We start from the raw sequence: 23,432 nt of genomic DNA on the forward strand, positions 1-23,432 counted from the left end.
ATATAGGTCGAACAGATTGGGTTGTAAGGGGCCATACATGATCAGGCGGTTCGGTGAAACCCCAGAGCCGGGGCGGAAATACACGCGACGGGTCGGTGTGTACGCACTTTTGCCCCGCAGAAGTCACCTTTTGCTGACCTGCCAGACAGAACCCGGACCCGACCTGCAATTGCCCGGCGGGGGTATTGATCCGGGCGAATCACCCGTTACCGCCCTGCATCGCGAAGTCTTTGAAGAAACCGGGTGGCTTATTGCGGCACCCCGGCGGATCGGCGCCTTTCGGCGCTTCACCTATATGCCGGAATATGACCTGTGGGCCGAGAAGGTCTGCCTGATCTATCGCGCCCGCCCCGTGCGCCGCATAGGCCCGCCGACTGAGGCGTTTCACGAAGCGCTGTGGATGGAAACCGCCGACGCCGTCAGTTTACTGGGAAATGGCGGTGACCGGCACTTTGCCGAATTGCATCTCGGGTCGCTTTAAGGTCCGTTATACTCAAAAAAGACGGCCGAGACATCATCCCCGATACCGTCTTTGGGTGACATCACTTGCGTCAAACGCCAGAACATATCGTCCAGAAACTCTGACCCGCCCCTTTCCGACATGCTCTGTTGTGCCATGTGACGCAAACCGTCTTCTTCCAGCAAACCGCCGCCAGCCAGTTGGCATTCGGTAAACCCGTCCGAGTACAACAGCAGCTTGTCGCCGGGCTGCATCTGCGTCTCGATTTGTTGAAAGCGCGCATCTTCGATCAATCCTATGGGCAAGCCTCCGTCACCAAGAAACTCGGCGCGGCCATCCTGCCGCAGCAGCAGCGGGTGCGGATGCCCGGCCTGCACCATTTTCAGATGCCCGTTGCGCAGGTCGACGATGGCGTAGATCATCGTAAAATACTCTTCGATACCTTCATCGGCCATCAGGCGGGAATTGAGCGTTTCAGCCACGTATTTCGGCGGAAGAAGTGCATAAAACTTGTCGAACCTCCGCTCCATTGCGACGTTCTGATCGAAATGCTTGCTGGACAGATACCCCCCCAATCGCGCCGTCATCATGGCCGAGGTGATGCCATGCCCGGATACGTCGATGCTGTAGAACCCAAGCCGGTTCACCCCGGGCGAGAACATCCCCACCAGATCACCGCCGATATGACCACAAGGTTTCAGCAACAGACTGACCCGCGATTTGCCGAATGTCCGGGTCAGTTCGGGAACCAGCGATTCCTGAATTTTCCGCGCCTGCATCAGGTCCTTGTCGATCGCGTCATGCGCCAGCCTGAGTTCCTCGAGCGCGGATTCGATCAGGCGGTTTTTCTGTGAGAGCTCGCGCTGCATGTCCAGAATGCGCGCACCGGCTGAAATTCGGGCGCGCAGTTCGTCCGCCTCAAGCGGCTTGATCAGAAAATCGTCTGCCCCGGCATCCAGACCGCGCGCGACCTCCTGCTTTTCGCTTTTGGATGTCAGAAGGATGAAATAGCTGTATTGATCCGTTTCCAATGCCCGAAACGCACAGCAGAATTCAAGGCCGCTCATCCCCGGCATGACCCAGTCGCTTAGCACAAGATCGGGCGGATTATCGACACAAAGTGCCAAAGCGGCATGGCCTGTATCGGCCTCGATCACCTCGAACCCCCATTTCCTGAGCGAGGCCACCAGAATGCGCCGTTGCAGGCGGCTGTCATCCACGACCAGCACCGTGCGGATCGCGCCGAAATCCAGATCAGGTCTGGTTTCCTCAAGACTCGCCCCCGGCACCATTTACCCTTTTCTCTTATGAGTTTCGTCACATTTGACGACCCTATCGCCGACAGATTTAACATCCGGTGAAGAGTGGCAATTGCCGAAGAGTGGCCCCGTTAACCTGCTTTTTACCGGGCGCGTCTATTCAGAACCATGACCATTCATTAGCTGGTGTGCATCATGATCCACTGGGCCAGAGTCAGACAATTGCGGGATGAAGTCGGCCCCGAGGAATTCGATGAGGTGGTCGAGATATTTCTGGAAGAAGTGCAGGACGTGATCATCCGCCTGCGCCGCGACACCAACCGGGCCGAGCTGGAGCAGAACCTGCATTTCCTGAAAGGCAGCGCGTTGAGCCTGGGGTTCGATCAATTCTCGAAACTCTGCCAGGATGGGGAACGGCAGGCCGCAGCAGGGCAAGGGGCCGAGGTTGATCTGCCAGCGCTTTTGGCCGCTTTCGACAGCTCGAAAACCATGTTTCAAGCCGAGCTGAATGAGAACCTGACCTAGATCACGAACTGTGCCAGCGTCTCGTCCTCGGTGATGTCGGTATAGGTGAACCCGGCATCGTCCAGATGGGCAAACAGGCGCATGAAGTTTTCGGGCTTGCGGGTTTCGATCCCGATCAGAACCGAGCCGAAATTGCGCGCCGATTTCTTCATGTATTCGAACCGCGCGATATCATCCTCGGGGCCGAGAATATTCAGGAATTCCTTCAGGGCGCCGGGTCGCTGCGGCAGGCGCAGGATGAAGTACTTTTTCACACCGGAATACCGCTGCGCACGTTCCTTGACCTCGGGAAGGCGTTCGAAATCGAAATTGCCGCCGGATGTCAGGCAGACCACGGTCTTTCCGCGCACAAAGCTTTGGATATCACCTACTGCCTCGATCGCCAGCGCCCCCGCAGGTTCCAGCACGATGCCTTCGACATTCAGCATCTCGATCATGGTGGCGCAGATACGATCCTCGGACAGGACCAGAACGTCCGACAGGTGGCGTGATTTCAACAACTCGAACGGCTTTTCACCGATCCGCCCGACCGCCGCGCCATCGACAAAGGTATCCACATAATCCAGCGAAACAGGATGCCCCGCCGCCAGGGCTGCGCGCAGACAGGCCCCTCCGGCCGGTTCGACGAACAGGCAATGGGTGCGGTCCCCGAACCATGTAGCGACACCGGCGGACATGCCGCCTCCACCCACGGGAAGCACAACGTGATCGGGCGCACCGCCCATCTGCCTTTCGATTTCAACCGCCAGCGAGGCTTGCCCTTCGATCACATCGGCATCGTCAAAAGGTGACAGGAAATATCCGCCCTGCTGCGTGCACCATGCCTGAGCGGCAGCAAGTGTGTCATCGAAATAGTCACCGATCAGATGAATCTCGACGTTGTCCCCGCCAAAGATACGCGTTTTCTGGATCTTCTGCTGAGGCGTCGTGACCGGCATGAAGATCACGCCCCGGACCCCCATATGCTGGCACATATAGGCCACGCCCTGCGCGTGATTGCCCGCGCTGGCACAGACGAACAGGTTCTGCCCCTGTTGCTTGCGCATGGCGTTAAAGGCACCGCGAATCTTGTAGGAGCGCACCGGGCTCAGGTCTTCGCGCTTGAGCCAGATATCCGCCCCATAACGGTCGGACAGGTGGGCATTGCGCTGCAACGGCGTTGCCGGGAAGACAGAGCGCATCGCCTCTTCGGCGGCGCGGGCGCGGGTCATGAAGTCGGTCATGACCGCTTCCCTGCCCCATCAGCGTGATAAGGGCAAGGAATACATATGTGTACGCCGCTCAGGAGAGTTGGCGTTTTTCGATAAAGACGCCGTACATCGTGGTCAGAATGCTGACGTTGATCATCGGCAGGATCAGCATTCCAAAAAACAATGTCAGTAAGATGCCTAACAGAGGAATAAACGCCAACCCGGTGAATATTAGCTGAACCAGAAATTGGAACAGAAAATTCACGATCAAAAGAACAATAATAGCCCCCGATGCACCCTGAGTGCTGTTCCATACATCTGCCAGAGTCGCCGGGTGCCCGATAGCTGCCGCTGGCAAGACGATAGAAGGGCGATAAAAGCAGACAACCAGAAAGATGGCATAAACAGCGACAAGCGCGAATCCGATTGAGCCGCCACTCAGTGCTGACATAACAAAGCCCATCGGAAGGAATGCAATGGCCATCAAAATTCCCAACATCAGAAAGCGAACGAAATAGGCCAGAATCCTGTCGAAGCGGAATGTCGGGAGTATTCCCGTGGGATATTCTTCCATCAGGATGAAGCGGTGCCATGACACCGCGATCCAGAACATGGTAACGGACATTACCGCCAGTAAAACGACCACAAAGACAATGGCTGAACCTGCGGTTGCACCTGGCGGCAACGCGCCTGTGTTGTCTTCAAGCGCCTCAAGCGGAATACCAAGCGCCAAAAACACGCCCACGATGATGATTGTCGCAATTAGAGCAGGGCCAACCGTTATCTGTAGCACCTGCTTGATGTTTCCAAATACCATCCGCACAGAATGCAAGAAAATCTGCCATCCCAACATTTGAAACCGCCTCTTCAACCAATGCTTGTTATTCTCTGCACCCGTTTCACCTCATTTCCCGGCCTTCGTCAACGCGCACCAACTTGCCCCCGCGTCCAAAACCCGCTAGGGGCCAATCGTTCTACGCATAAAGGGAAGTCAGATGTCCGCGCCCAAGAAAGTTGTTCTGGCCTATTCCGGTGGCCTTGATACCTCGATCATTCTGAAATGGCTGCAGACCGAGTATGGCTGTGAGGTCGTGACCTTCACTGCCGATCTGGGTCAGGGCGAGGAGCTGGAGCCCGCGCGCCAAAAGGCCGAACTGCTGGGGATCAAGCCCGAGAACATCTATATCGAGGATATCCGCGAGGAATTCGTCCGCGATTTCGTCTTCCCGATGTTCCGTGCCAATGCGCAATATGAAGGTCTGTACCTGCTGGGCACTTCGATCGCGCGGCCGCTGATCTCGAAACGCCTGATTGAGATCGCTGCCGAAACCGGTGCTGATGCTGTCGCCCATGGTGCAACCGGCAAAGGCAACGATCAGGTGCGGTTCGAACTGGCGGCCTATGCGCTGAACCCAGACATCAAGGTGATCGCCCCCTGGCGCGAGTGGGATCTGACCAGCCGTACCAAGCTGCTTGAATTCGCCGAGCAGAACCAGATTCCGATTGCCAAGGACAAGCGTGGTGAGGCGCCGTTCTCGGTCGATGCCAACCTGCTGCATACCTCGTCCGAGGGCAAGGTTCTGGAAGACCCCGCCGATATGGCCCCCGACTATGTCTACCAGCGCACCGTCCACCCCGAGGACGCCCCGAATGAGCCTGAATTTATCGAGATCGGCTTTGAAAAAGGCGACGCGGTCAGCATCAACGGTGAGGCGATGAGCCCGGCCACGATCCTGACCAAGCTGAACGAATATGGCGGCAAGCACGGTATTGGCCGTCTGGACCTGGTCGAAGGCCGGTTCGTGGGCATGAAGTCGCGCGGTATCTATGAGACACCCGGTGGCACCATCCTGCTGGAAGCGCATCGTGGCATTGAATCCATCACCATGGACCGCGGCGCGATGCACCTGAAAGACCAGCTGATGCCGCAATATGCGGAACTCATCTATAACGGTTTCTGGTACAGCCCCGAGCGTGAGATGCTGCAAGCCGCCATCGACAGATCGCAAGAGCATGTCACCGGCACCGTTCGTGTGAAACTGTACAAAGGTCTGGCCTCGACCGTGGGCCGCTGGTCGGATCATTCGCTGTACTCTGAGGCACATGTGACCTTCGAAGAGGATGCAGGTGCGTACGATCAGAAAGATGCGGCAGGCTTTATCCAGCTGAATGCGCTGCGTCTGAAACTGCTGGCTGCGCGCAACAAGCGCCTGTCCAAGTGATCGACGACGACGATACCGACGACGAGCTCGATATGTTCATCGAGGCGCAGGACACGGTTTGGGCCGATGTCCTGCGCGAACTTGAACAGGGGCAGAAAACCAGCCACTGGATGTGGTTCGTGTTTCCGCAACTGGCCGAGCTGGGCCAGTCCCATATGGCGCAGCTTTACGGCATTGAAGATCTGGACGAGGCGACACACTATCTGAACCACCCGGAACTGCGCGACCGGCTTAGGCAGACGGCCTCGTTGATGTTGCTGCACACAGGGCGCGATGCCCGCGACATTCTGGGTGGGATTGACGCAAAAAAGCTGCGGTCTTCGATGACATTGTTTTCGTCTGTGGCAGATGCTCCGCCCGAGTTTCGTGCTGTTCTGGATGCCTTTTATAGCGGTAAGCCCTGTGACCGGACGGTTCAGATCCTCGGCGCATCGTGATCAGAAGTTCCAGTTGGGTCAGCCTTGCCTGATCGGCACCTGACGCATTACGCATTCGGAAACCGTGAAAGGACCCCGAATGCTTCAGGACATCGCCGATGGAATTCAAAAAGGGCTGAGCGGCAAAAGCTTTGATGGCTCGCTCAAATTCGATTGCGGCGCGGATGGTGTGATTGTTCTGGCAGAAAACCAGGCAACGACGCAGGATCGGGACACGGATTGCACAATCCGTATTTCGCAGGAGAACCTGACCAAGCTGTTGACCGGAAAGCTGAACCCGATGACCGGCGTTGCTTTGGGCAAGCTCAAGATCTCGGGCAATATGGGTGTTGCGATGAAGCTGGGGCAACTGCTGGGCTGAATTTGCCGTAAAGCTGGCTTTTGGTCCGAGGCCAGCCAGACTGGCGGTTCCACCAGTGGTGTGCCGCGGTTCCGCATTGGGATACCTGTCGCGCAGGATCCGTCGCAAATGAGCGGAGGTTTCACCCGCTCTTCAAGTGGGCCGCCTACACGTGATCGCAGACGATAAACTAGTCTCACCAGCGCGTGACATTGCATGACAGGCAATTGCAAGGGGGTCGAACCCGCGTCAATCTCATCTTAAAAGGAGACCTGACATGATGCGGACTGCTTATTTTGAAACCGTCAGACCAGCCCTTCTGTTTACACTGATTGCATTGGCTGCACTGTTGCGCGCGCTGCCCGCCCCGGCTGCAGGAACCGAAACGCTGACGGTGGCTGGCGGGTGTTTCTGGTGCGTGGAATCCGATTTCGAATCCGTGCCCGGCGTAATCGGGGCGGTGTCAGGGTACACCGGTGGCACATCCGCGGATCCGACATATGATCAGGTTTCAAAAGGGGGAACCGGCCACTACGAGGCGGTTCAGATCACGTTCGATCCGGCGCGGGTCTCTCGCGCGTCACTTCTGAACATGTTTTTCCGCTCGGTTGACCCGACAGACGCAGGTGGCCAGTTCTGCGATCGGGGCGACAGCTATCGAACTGCGATATTCGTCTCTAACAAAGGCGAAAAGGCTTTGGCAGAACAAGCCAAAGCAGACGCGCAGCAAGCGCTGGAGCAGACCATTGTCACGCCGATTCTGAGCGCAGGACCCTTTTACCCCGCCGAGGCGTATCATCAGGATTATTACAAAGGCAACAAACTGGTCCTTACCCGCTTTGGGCCAAAGCGCCAGCACAACGCCTACAAAGCGTATCGCAAAGCCTGTGGTCGTGACGCGCGCGTCAAGCAGCTTTGGGGCGGGGATGCCCCATTTGCAGGGTCCTAGTCAAAGGATGCGTCACGCACTTCTTTCAGATCGGGAATGACATCCGCCGTTCCGTGCCGCATGACCATCAGGGCTGCGGCGCGGTTTGCCTGCAAAATGGCCTGCTCCATTGGCATTCCGCGATCCATGCCTGCCAGCACGTAGCCGGTGAAGGTGTCGCCTGCCCCTGTGGTATCCACCGCCCGCACCTTATGCGCGGGAAACTCGACCGGATCGTTGCCCTGCTGCAAGTACCTCGCGCCTTTTGAGCCGAGGGTAACGATGACATGCCGAACGGGCAGATCAGCGATGCTCAGACCGGTTTCCTGACGCAGTTGCTCGGCCTCCACCTCATTCAGGATCAGGAAATCCAGATAGGGCAGAACGCCCTGAACGGCCTGTGCCTGAAACGGGGCTGCGGCATAACAGACGGTCAGGCCAAGCTTGCGCCCCAGCTGCGCCGCTTCGACCTGGGCATTGGTTTCATTCTGCAAAATCAGCAGATCACCGGTGTTTGCCGAGGCCAGCGCCTGCCCCAGATGGGCAGGTTCCAATGCATGATTGGCCCCGGGATACAGGATAATCAGGTTTTCACCCTCGGCATCCACCGCAATGATGGCGTGGCCCGTGGGAACATCCACCTCAGAGATATGGCGCGTATCCACACCATATTCTGTCAGTCGATCCTTGGCCCAGCGCCCATCGGGCCCCACGGCACCAATGTGACTAACGCGTGATCCCGCACGCGCAGCGGCCACCGACATGTTGGCCCCCTTGCCGCCCAGGAACCGATCCAGCCCGCGGGCGGCCAGAGTTTCCCCCGGCGCAGGCAAATGCGGCAGGTCATAGACCATATCCGCGTTGATCGAGCCGAGATTCCAGATCGTCATGACTTATCCGATGTCGCAAGAGGCCAGAATGGCCATGTTCAGAATATCGTTCGCAGTCGAGACGGTCGAGCAGATCTGGATCGGCTTGTCGATGCCTGACAGGATCGGGCCGATCACGGTCGCTCCACCCATTTCCTGCATCAGCTTGGTCGAGATTGATGCCGAATGCCGGGCCGGAACGATCAGGATATTCGCCGGACCGGTCAGGCGCGAGAACGGATAGGCCGCTTGCTGTTCGATGTTCAGGGCGACGTCCACCGTCATTTCACCCTCGTATTCAAAGTCGACGCCGCGCCGATCCAGAACAGCCGGAGCACGGTGCATCTTTTCAGCACGTTCTGACACCGGATAGCCAAAGGTTGAGAAGCTGACAAAAGCCACGCGCGGCTCCAGCCCCATATGCCGGGCAACTGCGGCCGAACGCTCGGCAATATTCGCCAGATCGTTTTCGTCGGGCCATTCATGTACCAAAGTGTCGCCAATCAGGACAATCCGGCCTTTATGCAGCAAAGCTGTCACACCGGCGGCACCATTGGCCGCATCTGCATCAAACACATGGTTGATCCGGTCGAGCACATGCGCGGACTTGCGGGTTGCGCCGGTGACCAGACCGTCACCATGCCCATGGGCCAGCATCAGCGAGGAAAACACGTGCCGGTCCCGTGCGGCCAGACGGTGAATATCTTTGCGGTCAAACCCCTTACGCTGCAGGCGCTGATACAGGAAGCTCGAATAGGTTTCGAGATGCGTGGTATTGGCCGCATTCACGACCTCGATTTCACGCACAGCGTCGCCCAGGCCCGTGGCTTCCAGTTTGGTCTTAACATCGTCTGGCCGACCCACCACAAGCGCCTTGCCGAATCCCGACCGCTGATACATGACCGCAGCGCGCAATACCCGGGGATCGTCGCCTTCGGCGAAAATCATCCGGCTTTGCGCCTGACGCGCACGGGCGTTCAAACCGCGCAGGATACTGGCGGTCGGGTCCATCCGGGATTTCAGGCTCAACTCATACGCGTCCATATCGATGATCGGACGGCGCGCGGCACCGGTGTCCATCCCCGCCCTTGCAACGGCCGGTGGGATGCGATGGATCAAACGCGGGTCGAACGGGGTGGGGATGATATAGTCCCGCCCAAAAGTCAGCGATTTGCCATAGGCCATTGCGACCTCATCCGGCACATCCTCGCGCGCCAGATTGGCAAGTGCGTGGGCACAGGCGATCTTCATCTCATCATTAATGGCGCGGGCGTGAATGTCCAACGCACCGCGGAACAGGTAGGGGAAGCCCAGAACGTTATTCACCTGGTTTGGATAATCGCTGCGCCCGGTGGCAACGATCGCATCCACGCGAACCTCGTGCGCTTCTTCCGGAGTAATCTCGGGGTCGGGGTTGGCCATCGCAAAGATGACAGGATTGTCGGCCATGCTGGCAACCATATCCTGCGTGACCGCGCCTTTCACCGAAACACCCAGGAACACATCCGCCCCCTTCATCGCGTCTTCCAATGTGCGCAAGTCGGTCGTGATCGCGTGGGCCGATTTCCACTGGTTCATGCCCTCTGTCCGGCCCTGATAGATCACGCCCTTGGTATCGCAGACAATGCAGTTTTCATGCCGCGCGCCCATTGCCTTGAGCAGTTCGATACAGGCAATCCCCGCGGCACCTGCGCCATTCAGAACGATTTTCACGTCCTCGATCTTCTTGCCCGAGATATGCAGCGCGTTCAGCAGGCCCGCCGCACAGATCACGGCCGTGCCGTGCTGGTCATCGTGAAAGACGGGGATGTCCATCTCTTCCTTCAGTCGCTGTTCGATGATGAAACACTCGGGCGCCTTGATGTCTTCCAGATTGATGCCGCCAAAGGTTGGCCCCATCAGACGCACTGCACGGCAGAATTCATCCGGGTCTTCGGTGTCCAGCTCGATATCGATCGAGTTCACGTCGGCGAACCGTTTGAACAGGACCGATTTGCCTTCCATCACCGGCTTCGAGCCCAGCGCACCAAGGTTACCAAGGCCCAGCACTGCCGTTCCGTTCGAGATTACGGCCACGAGGTTGCCCTTGTTGGTATAGTCATAGGCCGTTTCCGGGTTTTCCGCGATGGCCTCGCAGGGAACGGCCACGCCCGGGCTGTAGGCCAGCGACAGGTCACGCTGCGTTGTCATGGGGACGGTGGCCTGCACCTCCCACTTGCCGGGGGTGGGGTCCAGGTGAAAGGCCAATGCCTCTTCTTTGGTGATCTTCGCTTTGGGCATCTTAAATGTCGTTTCCATGACTTCAGGGCTGACGCCTCATAGCGCAGGAGAACGCCCGCCTCAACGAGAATGAGTTTTCGGCTTTTACAGAAGATGCGGGATTTGTAAGGTCGCGCCCGGAATACGCCAAAAGGGGGCCGATTTGTCCACAGTCACGCCAATGATGGCGCAATACCTCGAAATCAAACAAGCCCACGCGGATGCCCTGCTGTTTTATCGCATGGGTGATTTCTACGAGATGTTTTTCGAGGATGCCGTCAACGCTGCCGAAGCGCTGGATATCGCGTTGACCAAGCGTGGCAAGCACAATGACGAAGACATCCCGATGTGTGGCGTGCCGGTGCATTCGGCCGAAGGATACCTTCTGACACTGATCCGCAAGGGCTTTCGCGTTGCGGTCTGCGAACAGATGGAAAGCCCGGCTGAAGCGAAGAAAAGAGGCTCTAAATCGGTCGTAAAGCGTGATGTCGTGCGACTGGTCACACCCGGAACACTGACCGAAGATGCGCTGCTTGAGGCGCGCCGGCACAACTTTCTGGCTGCCTATGCCGAGGTCCGGGACGAGGCCGCGCTTGCCTGGGCTGATATTTCAACGGGCGCGTTTCACGTGATTCCCCTGACCTCGGTCCGGCTCAGCCCCGAACTTGCCCGGCTTGCGCCCTCTGAACTGATCGTGGCCGATGGGGCGCAGGAAAAGCTGAACGAAACGCTGCTTGATCTGGGGATTTCACTGACCCCGGTCGGGCGCGCCAGTTTCGACAGCACGGCGGCGGAAAAGCGCATCTGCGGGCTGTTTCACGTGGGCGCCTTGGACGCGTTCGGCAATTTCGGCCGCGCCGAAGTGTCCGCGATGGGCGCGCTGATCGACTATCTGGAGATTACGCAAAAGGGCAAGCTGCCCCTGCTGCAAACACCGCTGAAAGAATCTGAGGATCGGGTCGTTCAGATCGACGCTGCAACGCGCCGCAATCTGGAACTGACCCGCTCGCTGTCCGGCGGGCGCGCAGGATCGCTTCTTTCTGTCGTTGACCGGACCGTTACCCCCGGTGGCGCGCGATTGCTGGAACAGCGGCTTTCAAGCCCTTCTCGAAATCTGGATGTGATCCATGCCCGGCTTGACGCAGTCAGTTTCGCCGCTGGTGACAGCCTGATCGCGTCTGATCTGCGCGAAGCCTTGCGCAAAACCCCGGATCTGGACCGCGCTCTGTCGCGTTTGTCATTAGAACGTGGCGGGCCTCGTGACCTGACAGCCATTCGCAATGGCCTGACCCAGGCGGTCACGATTGCCGAAATCTGCACCGGTCAGGATTTACCGGTGTTGCTGGCAACCGCGCTTCAGAACCTTGTTGGTTTCGATGACTTGCTGACCTTGCTGGACGAGGCGTTGGTGGCCGAGCCCCCGCTTCTGACCCGCGACGGAGGCTTTATCGCGCCAGGTTTTGACGCTGAACTGGACGAGGCCCGCACCTTGCGCGACGAAGGCCGGTCCGTCATCGCCGAGTTTCAACGAAAATATGTCGAACACACCGGCATCACCTCGCTGAAAATTAAGCACAACAATGTGCTGGGCTATTTCATCGAAACCACGGCCACCCATGCCGAAAAGATGCTGAACACACCCTTTAGCGAAACCTATATCCATCGCCAGACGACAGCCAATCAGGTGCGGTTTACAACCGTCGAACTGTCCGAGATCGAAACGCGTATCCTGAACGCCGGGAATCTGGCGCTGGAGATTGAAAAGCGGCTCTATCAAAGGCTTTCTGGCGCTATCTTGGACCTCGCTTCCCGATTGAATCAAGCCGCCCGCGGGCTTGCCGAACTGGACCTGACGACCGCTCTGGCTGATCTTGCGCGGGGTGAAAACTGGTGCCGTCCAAGGGTTGATGCCTCTCGCGCATTCAATGTGCAGGGCGGTCGACACCCGGTTGTGGAACACGCCCTCCGGCAGCAAAGCGGCGATGCATTCATTTCCAATGATTGCGATCTGACCGTCGAAAACGGCGCAGCGATATGGTTACTGACGGGTCCGAACATGGCCGGTAAGTCAACCTTTCTGCGCCAGAACGCCCTGATCGCACTGCTTGCCCAAATGGGCAGCTATGTTCCGGCCGAAGAGGCGCATATTGGCGTCGTCAGTCAGCTGTTCAGCCGCGTCGGAGCCTCGGACGATCTGGCGCGGGGGCGGTCGACCTTCATGGTCGAAATGGTCGAAACCGCCGCCATCCTGAATCAGGCCGATGACCGCGCTCTGGTCATTCTGGACGAAATCGGTCGTGGTACCGCCACCTATGATGGCCTGTCCATCGCCTGGGCCACATTGGAACACCTGCACGCGGCCAACAGATGTCGCGCATTGTTTGCCACGCATTATCATGAGCTTACGGCTTTGGCCGGCAAACTCGAAGGTGTCGATAACGCCACCGTAGCGGTCAAAGAGTGGGATGGCGAAGTCATCTTCCTGCACGAGGTTCACAAGGGCGCGGCTGACCGGTCTTATGGGGTGCAGGTTGCGCAGCTGGCCGGTTTACCCGCTTCTGTCGTCGAACGTGCCCGGGTGGTTCTGGACCAGCTTGAAAAAACCGAACGCGAAGGCGGTAAGCAAAAGGCGCTGATTGACGACCTGCCGCTGTTCTCGGCAGCCGCGCCGCCACCCCCGCCCGCACCGAAAACCTCGCCGGTGACCGAGATGCTGGAGGGTGTCCTGCCCGACGAACTGACCCCGCGCGAGGCGCTGGATCTGATCTACAAATTGAAAGAGGCGGCCAGATCCTGACCGCCCTTCATCTTTTCAAAAATACTCTCGCCGAAGGCTTGGCTTTGAAAAGCCAATCAGCTTGCTGGCGTTGAAGAGACCCCGACCTGAGCCGGACGCAACAGTCGGTCGTGCAGCATGAAACCTTCGGCGGACACCTGGATGATGTCCCCTGCCCGCGTGCCCGGGACCGGGGCCTCGAACATTGCTTCGTGCACATTCGGATCAAACCGGTCGCCAACCTGGGGTGTGATCACTTCGATCCCGTGTTTCTGGAACACATCCTTCAGAGCGCGCATGGTCAGTTCGACGCCTTCCAGCAGTCCGGCGGCAACCTCTTTCTGCTCGTCGGTCGCGGCCTCAAGCGCGCGCTTCATGTTGTCGTAAACAGGCAGCATATCGCGGGCCAGCTTGGAACCGCCATACTGTTCGGCATCGCGGCGCGCCTTGTCACCGCGTTTGCGCGCGTTCTCGGCGTCGGCAAGCGCGCGCATGAATTTGTCTTTATACTCATCCCGCTCAGCGCGCAGCTCGTCCAGCTCCAACGCCTCGTCACTGATCTCAGCAAACTCCTCGGCCAGCTCTTCCGCTTCTGCCGCCATGATATCGTCCAGAAAATCTTCGTTCTTGGGCTCTGCCATCTCTTACCCTCTAGCTCCGGTCGGATATCAGCTTGCCGACCAGTTGCGCCGTATAATCCACGATCGGCACGATCCGTCCATAATTCAGACGCGTGGGTCCGATGACCCCGACCGCACCGATTATCTTTCGATCAGCGTTCATATATGGAGACACCACCAAAGAGGAACCCGAAAGTGAGAAAAGTTTGTTCTCAGACCCAATAAAAATGCGCACACCCTCGCCGTCTTCCGTCAATTCGAGGAAATCCGCGATGTCGCGCTTGCGCTCCAAATCATCGAACAGGCTGCGAATACGCTCCAACTCTCCGGCCTGACCGGGTTCGTTCAACAGATTCGCCCGCCCCCGCACGATCAAACGGGCCGAGTCGGCTCCGTCTCCGTCCCAGGCCGCCAGCCCGCTTTCGACCAGCTCGCGCGCCAGCGCATCTATTTCCTGCTTGCGCGCCTGAATCTGTTTCTGCATCTGACGGCGCACTTCACTGAGTGTGCGCCCCTCAATCAGCGCATTCAGAAAATTCGCAGCCTCGCGCATCGAACTGGGCGTCTGGCCGGGCGGCGGTGTGAACAGGCGGTTTTCAACATGGCCGTCAGAAAAGACCAGCACCACCAAAGCCTTGTCATGCCCTAACGAGACAAACTCGATATGTTTGATTTCGGCTTCATGCTTTGGCGTCAGAACCAGCGACGCACCTTGTGTTACGTGTGACAGAGCTGACCCGACCCGATCCAGCATTCCGCCAACATCACCCGTGTTAGAGCCTAAAGTCTCTTCCAGTTTTTGCTTGTCGTCGACGCCCAGATCGCCAACCTCAAGCAAACCGTCCACGAACATACGCAGTCCTTGCTGCGTCGGTACCCGACCCGCGCTGATATGCGGGCTGTCCAGAAGACCCAGAAACTCAAGGTCCTGCATCACGTTGCGCACGGTTGCGGCACTGACTTTTTCAGACAGGGTACGCGTCAGGGTGCGGCTTCCAACCGGCTCTCCGCTTTCCAGATAACTTTCAACGATCAACCGGAACACCTCGCGCGACCGGTCGTTCATCTCGTCCAGAATTTTGCTCGCTTCACTCATGCGTTTTCCCCTGCTGGTTCATCATTAAATAGCAGGCAAATGAAAGGTCAATCGGGGTTGCATCGTAACGCTGCGGGGCGGTATCCCCAACCCAGCAAACAAAGGATTTCCCATGCGACCCTCTGGAAGAGACTTAAGTGAAATGCGCGCCGTTTCAATTGAAACGGGGTTCACCAAACATGCCGAAGGTTCCTGCCTGATCAAAATGGGCGATACACATGTTCTGTGTACCGCTACGATCGAAGATCGCGTACCCCCTTTCATCAAGGGTTCGGGGCTAGGCTGGGTCACCGCCGAATACGGTATGCTGCCCCGCGCCACCAATACTCGGATGCGGCGTGAAGCGGCCTCGGGCAAGCAAGGCGGGCGTACGGTGGAAATCCAGCGCCTGATTGGTCGCGCCCTGCGCGCCGGCGTCGACCGGGTTGCACTGGGCGAACGTCAGATCACCGTTGATTGCGATGTGATCCAGGCCGATGGCGGCACCCGCTGTGCCTCGATCACCGGCGGCTGGGTTGCGCTGCGACTGGCCGTCAACAAACTGATGAAAGCAGGTGACGTGATTTCAGATCCGCTGGTTGATCCGGTCGCCGCCGTTTCCTGCGGGATCTATGCGGGCCAGCCTGTGCTGGACCTTGACTATCCGGAAGACAGCGAGGCCGGTGTCGACGGCAACTTTATCATGACCGGGTCAGGCAAACTGATCGAGGTTCAGATGAGTGCCGAAGGTTCTGTATTCAGCCGCGCCCAGATGGATCAGCTGGTGGATCTGGCGGAAAAAGGCGTTGCCGAGCTGGCCGCAGCCCAGAAAGCTGCCACCGCATGACCCGTAAGTTTGACAGCGACAGGCTGTTGGTCGCGACCCACAACAAAGGCAAGCTTGAGGAGATGGCGCATCTCCTCGAACCTTTTGGCGTGACGGTTGTGGGTGCGGCGGATATGGACCTGCCCGAACCGGAAGAGACCGAGGACACCTTTGTCGGCAACGCCCGGATCAAGGCCCACGCCGCCGCAAAAGCCACCGGGCTGCCTGCCCTGTCAGACGATTCCGGAATCACCATCGACGCCCTGAATGGCGCGCCGGGTGTTTATACCGCTGATTGGGCCGAAACCGGCAACGGTCGCGACTTCCTGATGGCGATGACCCGCGCCCATACTGAGCTTGAGGCAAAGAACGCCCCCCATCCCCGCACAGCGCAATTCCGAAGCACACTGGTGCTGGCCTGGCCTGATGGGCATGATGAAGTGTTTGAAGGCATTGCCCCCGGTCATTTGGTCTGGCCCATCCGCGGCGAAGGTGGATTCGGCTATGACCCGATGTTTGTTCCCGAAGGATACGACATTACCTTTGCCGAGATGGATCGCTGGGAAAAGAACAAGATCAGCCATCGCGGTCGCGCGGTTGAGAAGTTCGTGAAAGGCTGCTTTGGCGGATGATTGGCGCAACGGGGGCTTTGGCCTGTACGTGCATTGGCCCTTTTGCGAGGCCAAATGCCCCTATTGCGACTTCAACAGCCATGTTTCCAAAACTATCGATCAAAAACAATGGCTTAACTCCTATCTGAGCGAATTGCGGCGCTCGGCCGTCGAAACCCCGGATCGGGTGCTGAACACGATCTTTTTCGGTGGTGGAACCCCGTCGCTGATGGACCCGGAAACCGTTGCCGCCGTGATTGAAACCGCCCGCGCCCTGTGGCGCCCCGCCAATGACATGGAAATCTCTCTCGAGGCCAATCCCGGTTCGGTCGAGGCCGGACGGTTCGCGGCCTATCGTGACGCAGGCGTCAACCGGATCTCGATGGGCGTGCAGGCGCTCAACGACGAAGACCTGCGCCGCTTGGGGCGGATTCACACTGTGGCCGAGGCACGCGCCGCCTTTGACATCGCCCGTGATTGTTTTGAACGGGTCAGCTTTGACCTGATCTATGCCAGACAGCACCAAACGCTGGATGCCTGGCGGGCCGAGTTGAACGAAGCTTTGTCCATGGCCGTGGATCACCTGTCGCTGTATCAACTGACAATCGAAGACGGCACCGCTTTTGGCGACCGGTATGCTGTCGGAAAACTGCGCGGCTTGCCCGAAGATGACAGTGCGGCCGACATGTACCTTGCAACACAAGAGATTGGCGAGAAACACGGCCTGCCCGCCTATGAGGTGTCCAACCACGCCCGCCCCGGTGCAGAGTCGCAGCACAATCTGGTCTATTGGCGTTACGGGGATTATGTCGGCATTGGTCCCGGCGCTCATGGGCGGATTACTGTGGATGGTCAAAAACACGCGACCGAGACCCATCTGAACCCGCAACGTTGGCTTGACGCCGCCACGAAGGGTTGCGGAGAAAAGAAACGCTATGTCCTTTCGCTTGAAGATCAGGCGAACGAATACCTTATGATGGGCATAAGGATTTCAGAAGGACTAGATGTAGATAGGTGGGAGGCCCTGTCGGACCGTCCACTTCCAGACGAAACCGTGGACCATCTGGTCGGCATTAATATGATTGAACGTGATAACAACAGACTCAGAGCAACACCAGCGGGGCGCGCCGTGCTGAATGCTGTAATCCGGGAATTGATGGGCTAGATATGCAGTATCTTTGGGCGGGGCTGGGATTGCTTTGCGTTGCGATGGCCGCGATTGGGGTTGTTCTGCCTCTTCTTCCAACGGTTCCGTTTTTGTTGCTGGCAGCGTTTTTCTTTGCGCGATCCTCTTCACGGTTGCACAACTGGCTTCTGTCGCACCGGATTTTCGGGCCAATGATACTGGATTGGCAGAGTTCGGGCGCAATACGCCCGGCCGCAAAAACGGCAGCAACCCTGTCGGTCGCCGCCGTTTTAGGAGTGTCTTTGCTCTTATCCGTTCCGCCCTTCGTGCTGATCCTTCAGGTCATTGTTCTGGGCGGCGTCCTGATATTTATCTGGACGCGCCCTAACGGCTGAGCTTTGCACAAAGATCGTCAAGCTGATCCAGGTTTTCATACGTCAGAACAACCTGACCGGATTCCGTTCCCGCCTTGTGGTTGATCGAGACTTTCATGGCCAAAATAGCGGACAGGTCTTTTTCCAGCGCGCGCGTATCAGCATCTTTTCCGGCATCCAGATTTCTGGATCTGGGAGCAGGTCGTGCAGTGTCGCCCTGCTGCTGTTTCTTGACCAGCGCTTCGGTCGCGCGCACAGACAAACCATCCTTGACGATCAGTTTTGCCAATTCCGAGGGATTTTCCGCCGTAATCAGCGCCCGCGCATGACCAGCCGATAATTTCCCTTCAATTACAAGAGTTTGCACGTCAATTGGCAGAGACAAAAGCCGCAACAGGTTCGCAATATGGCTGCGGCTTTTCCCCAAAGCCTCAGCAAGCTTTTCCTGCGTGTGGCCAAAGCGATCCATCAACTGCCTGTATCCGGCGGCCTCTTCCACCGCGTTCAGATCAGCGCGCTGGATGTTTTCGATGATCGCAACTTCCAGTACCTCGGTATCATCGAATTCGCGCACAATCACAGGGATCTCGTGCAGCTGCGCCATCTGAGCAGCCCGCCACCGGCGTTCACCAGCGACGATTTCGTATTCTCCGACCCCTGTTGGACGTACGATCAAGGGTTGGATGATACCTTTTTCCCGAACCGACGCGGCAAGCTCATCCAATTGTTCGGGCTGAAATGTGCGTCGCGGCTGATTTGGGTTTGCCTTCAGCTTTTCAATCGGAACCTTCAGATCAGGTCTGCGCACGTCAGATGGTACTCGGTTGCCCGCCTCTGGATTAACGTCCGCCATGAGTGCGGATAATCCGCGGCCCAACCCTCTGGATTTCGCTTTCCTGGTGCTCATGTCGGCCTCCTCTCCACCGCTCATGCTGCGGTCTTGTTGTTCTTATGCATGATCTCACGGGCCAGATGCCGATACGCCATCGCACCAAGTGATCCCGAGTCATACTGCAATACCGGCAGCGCATAGGATGGCGCCTCGCTGACCCGCACATTCCTGGGTATCTTTGTTTTAAAAACCATCTCGCCCAAATTGTCACGCGCATCCTTTTCGACCTGGCGGGACAAGTTGTTGCGGTTGTCATACATGGTCAACACAACACCTTCGATTCTCAGGTCTGGATTCGCGGTTTGCCGAACCTCCCGAATTGTCAGCATCAATTGCGAAAGACCCTCCAGCGCAAAGAACTCACTTTGCAGCGGCACTAGGACAGAATGGGCGGCAACCATCGCGTTTACCGTCAAGAGGTTCAGTGACGGCGGGCAATCAATCAGGATGAAATCCAGCTCAAACGCGTCCACCGCCGTCTGACGCAGCGCATCATGCAAAAGATAGCTGCGTTTTTCGTTGGAAATCAGCTCGATATCCGCCGAGCTCAGGTCAACCGTTGCAGGGACAACCAAAAGGTTCTCGATCTCCGTCTCTTGAACCACTGCCTCCAAAGGCGCGTCGTCCAGAATGAGGTCATAAGTGGTCCAATCCCGATCTTCGACCCCTAATCCGGTGGATGCGTTCCCTTGTGGATCGAGGTCAACCACCAATACCCTGCAACCAGCTTCGGCCAGTCCGGCCGCCAGGTTGATCGCTGTGGTTGTTTTCCCTACTCCGCCCTTCTGATTGGCAACCGCTATTATCCGGGGTCCGGACGGTCGAGACAGATCAACCACGTGATACTCCTTTGATCTTAAGGATAACGGCCTGAGGTTCAGTTAAACTTGTAATGGCCTCAGCATCGAAATTCCATTCCTCACGCGCCTCATCCAGCTCTTTTTTCCAGTTTGCACCTTTGGGCAACAGCGCGGTCCCGTTTTCACCTAAATGTCTGTCACAAAATGATAACAATGTACGCAAATCCGCCAGCGCGCGCGCCGAAACGATGTTTGCGCCGAGGGGTTCAACCACCTCAATCCGCTTGGAAATCACTTTACACGACACGCCACATTCACGGGCAACGTTACGCAGAAATGCCGATTTTCGCTGGTCGCTTTCCACAAGAGAGAAACTGGCGGCCGGAACTTCCTCGGCCGCAATAATGGCGCACACCATCCCGGGGAACCCGCCGCCACTGCCAAGGTCCACCCAGGTGTCAAACGTTTCAGCGCATCGAAAAACCTGGACAGAATCCAGAATATGCCGATCCCAAATGAATTCCAGGCTATTGCGCGAAACAAGATTTATCCTGGGGTTCCAGCGGTTCACCAGATCAACATAGGTTTTCAGACGCTCAAATGTTTCACGTGAAACATTCAAGCCATCAAACTTGGAATAATCGACCGTCATACCTGGCGTGCTCGTTGATCGCGGCGCAATTTCGCCAGGACAAGGGTCAAGGCAGCCGGAGTAACACCTTCGACACGGCTTGCTTGCGCTATGTTCGACGGCTTGGCCTGCGACAGTTTTTGCTTCATCTCAGAAGACAGCCCATCCAAGCCAAAGTAGTCAAACCCACGTGGGATAACATAGGATTCATCCCGCTTCATGGCCTCAACATCGCGCTTTTGCCGATCGATATAGTTTGCGTAAAGCGCGTCGCGTTCGATTTGAAGCCGGATCGCCACGTCAACATCTTGTAGATCAGGTATCAGACGGAACATATCCTCGAAGGATGTATCCGGAAATGCCAGAATCGCCATTCCATCTCGGCGATTTCCATCCTGGTTGACGTTGATCCCAGCCGAAAGAACTTCCTTGGGTGTGTATGTGCGTGCGGTCAACTTGGATTTCGCGGCATCAAGCTGGCTCATTTTCTTTTCAAAATGTGCCTGTCGCTTCTCTCCGACACAACCAAGTTCCAACCCAATCGGTGTCAACCGTTGATCGGCATTGTCTGCCCGCAAAGACAGACGGAATTCAGCCCTGGAGGTAAACATTCGATACGGCTCAGCCACACCACGGGTCGTCAGGTCGTCTATCATCACGCCGATATAGCTGTCTGATCTGGTGAAAATGACCGGTTCGCGGCCCAGTACATCCAGCGCCGCATTGAGGCCGGCGACCATCCCTTGTGCTGCGGCTTCCTCATATCCTGTGGTTCCGTTGATCTGCCCTGCCAGATATAGTCCCGGAACGTCGGGTAGCGACAAGGACGCGGTTAAGATACGAGGGTCCACATAATCATATTCAATCGCATAGCCCGGTTGCAGAATATTTGCCTTTTCAAGCCCTTTGATCGACCGAACATATTCCAACTGCACGTCCTGAGGCAGTGACGTTGAAATACCGTTGGGATAAATCGTGTGGTCATTAACGCCTTCGGGCTCAAGGAAAACCTGATGCGAGTCCTTATCTGCAAAGCGCACAATCTTGTCTTCGATCGAAGGGCAATATCTTGGACCTATGCCGTCGATATGGCCGCCATACATCGCCGATTTTGAGAGGTTTGCTTCGATGATCTCATGCGTCTTTGCATTGGTGTGTGTAATACCGCAGGAAATCTGAGGCGCGACAACCGATGTTGACAGGAAAGAAAACAAGGTTGGGTCCTCATCCCCGTCTTGTTTTTCCAAACCCGACCAGTCGATCGTACGCCCATCCAGACGCGGCGGTGTGCCGGTTTTCAAGCGTCCCAGCGGAAGGTTATAGCTATCCAACCTCTCGGCCAGTTTTATTGACGGGCGATCTCCCATCCGTCCGCCAGCCTGTGACACGTCGCCGATATGGATGACGCCGCGCAGAAAGGTTCCGGAAGTCAGAACAGCGGCTTTGGCGTGAATTTCCGACCCATCTCCGAGCACGACACCGGCGACACGGTGTCCGTTCATCAGAAAGTCTACAACCTCCCCAACTATAACGGACAGGTTTTCCTGATTGCTGATTTCGTTTTGCATCGCCGCCCGGTACAAGGCGCGATCAGCCTGCGTTCTGGGACCCTGAACAGCTGGACCTTTTCTCCGGTTCAGCAGTCGGAACTGGATACCCGCCTGGTCAGCGACACGGCCCATTACACCATCTAGCGCGTCAATCTCTCGTACCAGATGTCCTTTCCCCAACCCGCCGATGGCCGGGTTGCAGGACATGACACCGATATCGGTCGCGGATAAAGTCACCAAAGCGGTTTTCGCACCCATCCTGGCAGCGGCGTGCGCAGCCTCCGTACCGGCATGACCAGCCCCAACCACGATGACATCAAAGTTTGAATGTTTCACGTGAAACAATCCTTATTTTCCCAAACAAAAGCTGGAGAAGATTTCATCCAACAGTGTTTCGACATCTATTCTGCCAACCAGAGATTCAAGTGCCCGTATGGCGGTTCTTAACTCCTCCGCAGCGATATCATACAGGTCCGGGCCTGATTCCAGAACCGTGATCGCAGCAGCAAGTGAATCCGATGCCTTGTTCATCGCAACGCGGTGGCGCTCACGCGTGGCAATACCATGTGTTGTGGTTCTATCACTCAAAACCCACGAAATCTGGCCTACAAGCGCGTCAATCCCCTGTCCTGTCTTTCCTGAAACACCTTCAGCAGCGCCCTCTCGTAAGTCCGCTTTGGGTAGAACGTGGATATCACCATCCTGCATGGCCACACTGAGATCTTCCGGTGCTTCAGCCAGGAAAACACGCAGGTCCGCCGCATCTGCCCGTTTTCGAGCCAGCTCGATCCCAAGATTTTCGACGTGATCTTCAGTATCCCGCAACCCGGCCGTATCCAGCAATGTCACCGGCAAACCAGCCAGATCCATTCGAACCTCAATCACGTCGCGGGTTGTGCCTGCGTATTCCGAAGTAATCGCAGCCTCGCGCCCCGCAAGCGCATTCAGCAGGGTTGATTTTCCTGCATTAGGAAGACCGACAATAGCCACTTCAAATCCGGTACGTATACGCTCGGCGATCTTTACCCCATCAGCTTCTCGACGAAGATCTGCCAGAACTCCGCTTGTCAAATCGCGGACTTCCGGTGTGACGTCGGTGGGGACGTCTTCATCAGCGAAATCTATGACAGCTTCCAGCAACGATGCCGCGCGGATCAAATCGCGCCGCCAGCGTTCGGCCAGCGTGCCAAGCTCACCGGCCAGAATGGTTTGGGCCTGCTTACGCTGTGCCTCGGTTTCCGCGTCAATCAGATCTGCCAGGCCTTCGACCTGTGTCAGATCCATCTTGCCATTTTCAAGGGCCCGGCGTGTAAACTCACCCGGGTCCGCCAGTCGCAGCCCATCGGTGTTCGACAAACAGCGCAGAACCGCATTGACCGAGGCCGTGCTGCCGTGGATCTGAAGTTCTGCCACGTCTTCACCGGTGAAACTTGCCGGTGCCTGAAAGGTCAGAACCAGACCATCATCCAGTCGTGATCCATCCTGATCCCGCAGGGTGCGCAAGACCATTCCCCGCTTGGGCAGTTCCGCGCCGCACAGATATGCGGCTGCGGAGTGCGCTTCGGGGCCAGAGAGGCGAATGACCGCCACCCCTGCTTTGCCTTGCGCGCTGGCCAAGGCGAATATCGTATCCATTCGAAGGCCTCGCTGGGGTCTAAGACC

General features: G+C 57.2%; 23 protein-coding genes. 11 read left to right on the forward strand and 12 right to left on the reverse strand.

Annotation, left to right across the window (positions count from 1 at the left end; genetic code table 11):
* Positions 1 to 37: 37 nt before the first annotated feature.
* Complete coding sequence (locus ACR0EK_RS08720) at positions 38 to 481, forward strand: NUDIX hydrolase (RefSeq protein ID WP_480898676.1); 444 nt, start codon at positions 38 to 40, stop codon at positions 479 to 481.
* Here ACR0EK_RS08720 and ACR0EK_RS08725 read toward each other — a convergent pair.
* Complete coding sequence (locus ACR0EK_RS08725) at positions 478 to 1,752, reverse strand: PP2C family protein-serine/threonine phosphatase (protein WP_480898678.1); 1,275 nt, start codon at positions 1,750 to 1,752, stop codon at positions 478 to 480. The genes ACR0EK_RS08720 and ACR0EK_RS08725 overlap by 4 nt on opposite strands.
* 162 nt (positions 1,753 to 1,914) lie before the next feature.
* Here ACR0EK_RS08725 and ACR0EK_RS08730 point away from each other — a divergent pair, with 162 nt between their 5' ends.
* On the forward strand, positions 1,915 to 2,244 hold the full coding sequence (locus tag ACR0EK_RS08730) for an Hpt domain-containing protein (RefSeq protein ID WP_480898681.1): 330 nt from the start codon (positions 1,915 to 1,917) through the stop codon (positions 2,242 to 2,244).
* On the opposite strand, the gene ilvA is transcribed toward ACR0EK_RS08730, so the two are convergent.
* Positions 2,241 to 3,467 carry a threonine ammonia-lyase IlvA gene (gene ilvA / locus ACR0EK_RS08735; RefSeq protein WP_480871286.1) on the reverse strand — a complete coding sequence of 409 codons (1,227 nt, stop codon included), beginning with the start codon at positions 3,465 to 3,467 and terminating at the stop codon, positions 2,241 to 2,243. The genes ACR0EK_RS08730 and ilvA overlap by 4 nt on opposite strands.
* A gap of 58 nt (positions 3,468 to 3,525) precedes the next feature.
* Entirely contained in the window at positions 3,526 to 4,251 is a 726-nt protein-coding gene (locus ACR0EK_RS08740) for a hypothetical protein (protein WP_480967750.1), read from the reverse strand.
* 178 nt (positions 4,252 to 4,429) lie between these two features.
* Here ACR0EK_RS08740 and ACR0EK_RS08745 point away from each other — a divergent pair, with 178 nt between their 5' ends.
* The 4 genes from ACR0EK_RS08745 to msrA all read left to right on the forward strand — a co-directional run bounded on the left by ACR0EK_RS08745 (position 4,430) and on the right by msrA (position 7,382).
* Entirely contained in the window at positions 4,430 to 5,656 is a 1,227-nt protein-coding gene (locus tag ACR0EK_RS08745) for an argininosuccinate synthase (RefSeq protein WP_209506894.1), read from the forward strand.
* A 32-nt stretch (positions 5,657 to 5,688) separates the two neighbouring features.
* Positions 5,689 to 6,093, forward strand: a complete 405-nt coding sequence (locus ACR0EK_RS08750; RefSeq protein ID WP_480967761.1) for a DUF1810 domain-containing protein — start codon at positions 5,689 to 5,691, stop codon at positions 6,091 to 6,093.
* A gap of 79 nt (positions 6,094 to 6,172) precedes the next feature.
* Complete coding sequence (locus ACR0EK_RS08755; protein ID WP_480913727.1) at positions 6,173 to 6,454, forward strand: SCP2 sterol-binding domain-containing protein; 282 nt, start codon at positions 6,173 to 6,175, stop codon at positions 6,452 to 6,454.
* A gap of 256 nt (positions 6,455 to 6,710) precedes the next feature.
* Positions 6,711 to 7,382, forward strand: coding sequence for a peptide-methionine (S)-S-oxide reductase MsrA (gene msrA / locus ACR0EK_RS08760; RefSeq protein WP_480898690.1), 672 nt, complete (start codon positions 6,711 to 6,713; stop codon positions 7,380 to 7,382).
* Here msrA and ACR0EK_RS08765 read toward each other — a convergent pair.
* Together ACR0EK_RS08765 and ACR0EK_RS08770 are read right to left on the reverse strand one after the other, a co-directional pair.
* Entirely contained in the window at positions 7,379 to 8,251 is an 873-nt protein-coding gene (locus ACR0EK_RS08765) for a ribokinase (protein ID WP_480546075.1), read from the reverse strand. The genes msrA and ACR0EK_RS08765 overlap by 4 nt on opposite strands.
* Positions 8,252 to 8,254: 3 nt before the next feature.
* A complete protein-coding gene (locus tag ACR0EK_RS08770) occupies positions 8,255 to 10,510 on the reverse strand; it encodes an NADP-dependent malic enzyme (protein ID WP_480898885.1) in 2,256 nt (751 codons plus the stop codon).
* A 160-nt stretch (positions 10,511 to 10,670) separates the two neighbouring features.
* Between ACR0EK_RS08770 and mutS the strand changes: the two genes are divergently transcribed.
* Positions 10,671 to 13,286, forward strand: coding sequence for a DNA mismatch repair protein MutS (mutS, locus tag ACR0EK_RS08775; RefSeq protein WP_480898887.1), 2,616 nt, complete (start codon positions 10,671 to 10,673; stop codon positions 13,284 to 13,286).
* 56 nt (positions 13,287 to 13,342) lie between these two features.
* On the opposite strand, the gene ACR0EK_RS08780 is transcribed toward mutS, so the two are convergent.
* Together ACR0EK_RS08780 and hrcA are read right to left on the reverse strand one after the other, a co-directional pair.
* Positions 13,343 to 13,906, reverse strand: a complete 564-nt coding sequence (locus ACR0EK_RS08780; RefSeq protein WP_480494021.1) for a nucleotide exchange factor GrpE — start codon at positions 13,904 to 13,906, stop codon at positions 13,343 to 13,345.
* A 10-nt stretch (positions 13,907 to 13,916) separates the two neighbouring features.
* The gene (hrcA, locus tag ACR0EK_RS08785; protein ID WP_480898691.1) at positions 13,917 to 14,981 is read right to left on the reverse strand and encodes a heat-inducible transcriptional repressor HrcA; all 1,065 of its coding nucleotides are present in this window, start codon (positions 14,979 to 14,981) and stop codon (positions 13,917 to 13,919) included.
* A gap of 112 nt (positions 14,982 to 15,093) precedes the next feature.
* Between hrcA and rph the strand changes: the two genes are divergently transcribed.
* Genes rph through ACR0EK_RS08805 form a run of 4 tightly spaced genes read left to right on the forward strand, consistent with a single transcriptional unit; the run spans position 15,094 to position 17,918 of the window.
* Entirely contained in the window at positions 15,094 to 15,807 is a 714-nt protein-coding gene (rph, locus tag ACR0EK_RS08790) for a ribonuclease PH (protein WP_267363729.1), read from the forward strand.
* Positions 15,804 to 16,418, forward strand: a complete 615-nt coding sequence (gene rdgB / locus ACR0EK_RS08795; RefSeq protein WP_480546076.1) for an RdgB/HAM1 family non-canonical purine NTP pyrophosphatase — start codon at positions 15,804 to 15,806, stop codon at positions 16,416 to 16,418. Before rph ends, rdgB begins: the two co-directional genes overlap by 4 nt.
* A complete protein-coding gene (gene hemW, locus ACR0EK_RS08800; protein WP_480898693.1) occupies positions 16,408 to 17,562 on the forward strand; it encodes a radical SAM family heme chaperone HemW in 1,155 nt (384 codons plus the stop codon). Before rdgB ends, hemW begins: the two co-directional genes overlap by 11 nt.
* Positions 17,563 to 17,564: 2 nt before the next feature.
* Positions 17,565 to 17,918 carry a YbaN family protein gene (locus ACR0EK_RS08805; protein WP_480898696.1) on the forward strand — a complete coding sequence of 118 codons (354 nt, stop codon included), beginning with the start codon at positions 17,565 to 17,567 and terminating at the stop codon, positions 17,916 to 17,918.
* Here ACR0EK_RS08805 and ACR0EK_RS08810 read toward each other — a convergent pair.
* Genes ACR0EK_RS08810 through mnmE form a run of 5 tightly spaced genes read right to left on the reverse strand, consistent with a single transcriptional unit; the run spans position 17,908 to position 23,405 of the window.
* Positions 17,908 to 18,804, reverse strand: coding sequence for a ParB/RepB/Spo0J family partition protein (locus tag ACR0EK_RS08810; protein WP_480486918.1), 897 nt, complete (start codon positions 18,802 to 18,804; stop codon positions 17,908 to 17,910). The genes ACR0EK_RS08805 and ACR0EK_RS08810 overlap by 11 nt on opposite strands.
* A 20-nt stretch (positions 18,805 to 18,824) precedes the next feature.
* Entirely contained in the window at positions 18,825 to 19,628 is an 804-nt protein-coding gene (locus ACR0EK_RS08815) for a ParA family protein (protein ID WP_209506882.1), read from the reverse strand.
* Positions 19,621 to 20,241 (reverse strand): 16S rRNA (guanine(527)-N(7))-methyltransferase RsmG, encoded by a 621-nt coding sequence (gene rsmG, locus ACR0EK_RS08820; protein WP_480967751.1) that lies wholly within the window; start codon positions 20,239 to 20,241, stop codon positions 19,621 to 19,623. Before rsmG ends, ACR0EK_RS08815 begins: the two co-directional genes overlap by 8 nt.
* The gene (mnmG, locus tag ACR0EK_RS08825; protein WP_480967752.1) at positions 20,238 to 22,106 is read right to left on the reverse strand and encodes a tRNA uridine-5-carboxymethylaminomethyl(34) synthesis enzyme MnmG; all 1,869 of its coding nucleotides are present in this window, start codon (positions 22,104 to 22,106) and stop codon (positions 20,238 to 20,240) included. Before mnmG ends, rsmG begins: the two co-directional genes overlap by 4 nt.
* 12 nt (positions 22,107 to 22,118) lie before the next feature.
* Entirely contained in the window at positions 22,119 to 23,405 is a 1,287-nt protein-coding gene (gene mnmE / locus ACR0EK_RS08830) for a tRNA uridine-5-carboxymethylaminomethyl(34) synthesis GTPase MnmE (RefSeq protein WP_480967753.1), read from the reverse strand.
* Between the last annotated feature and the right edge of the window lie 27 nt (positions 23,406 to 23,432).

It is taken from the genome of Ruegeria sp. AE4 (assembly GCF_056542185.1).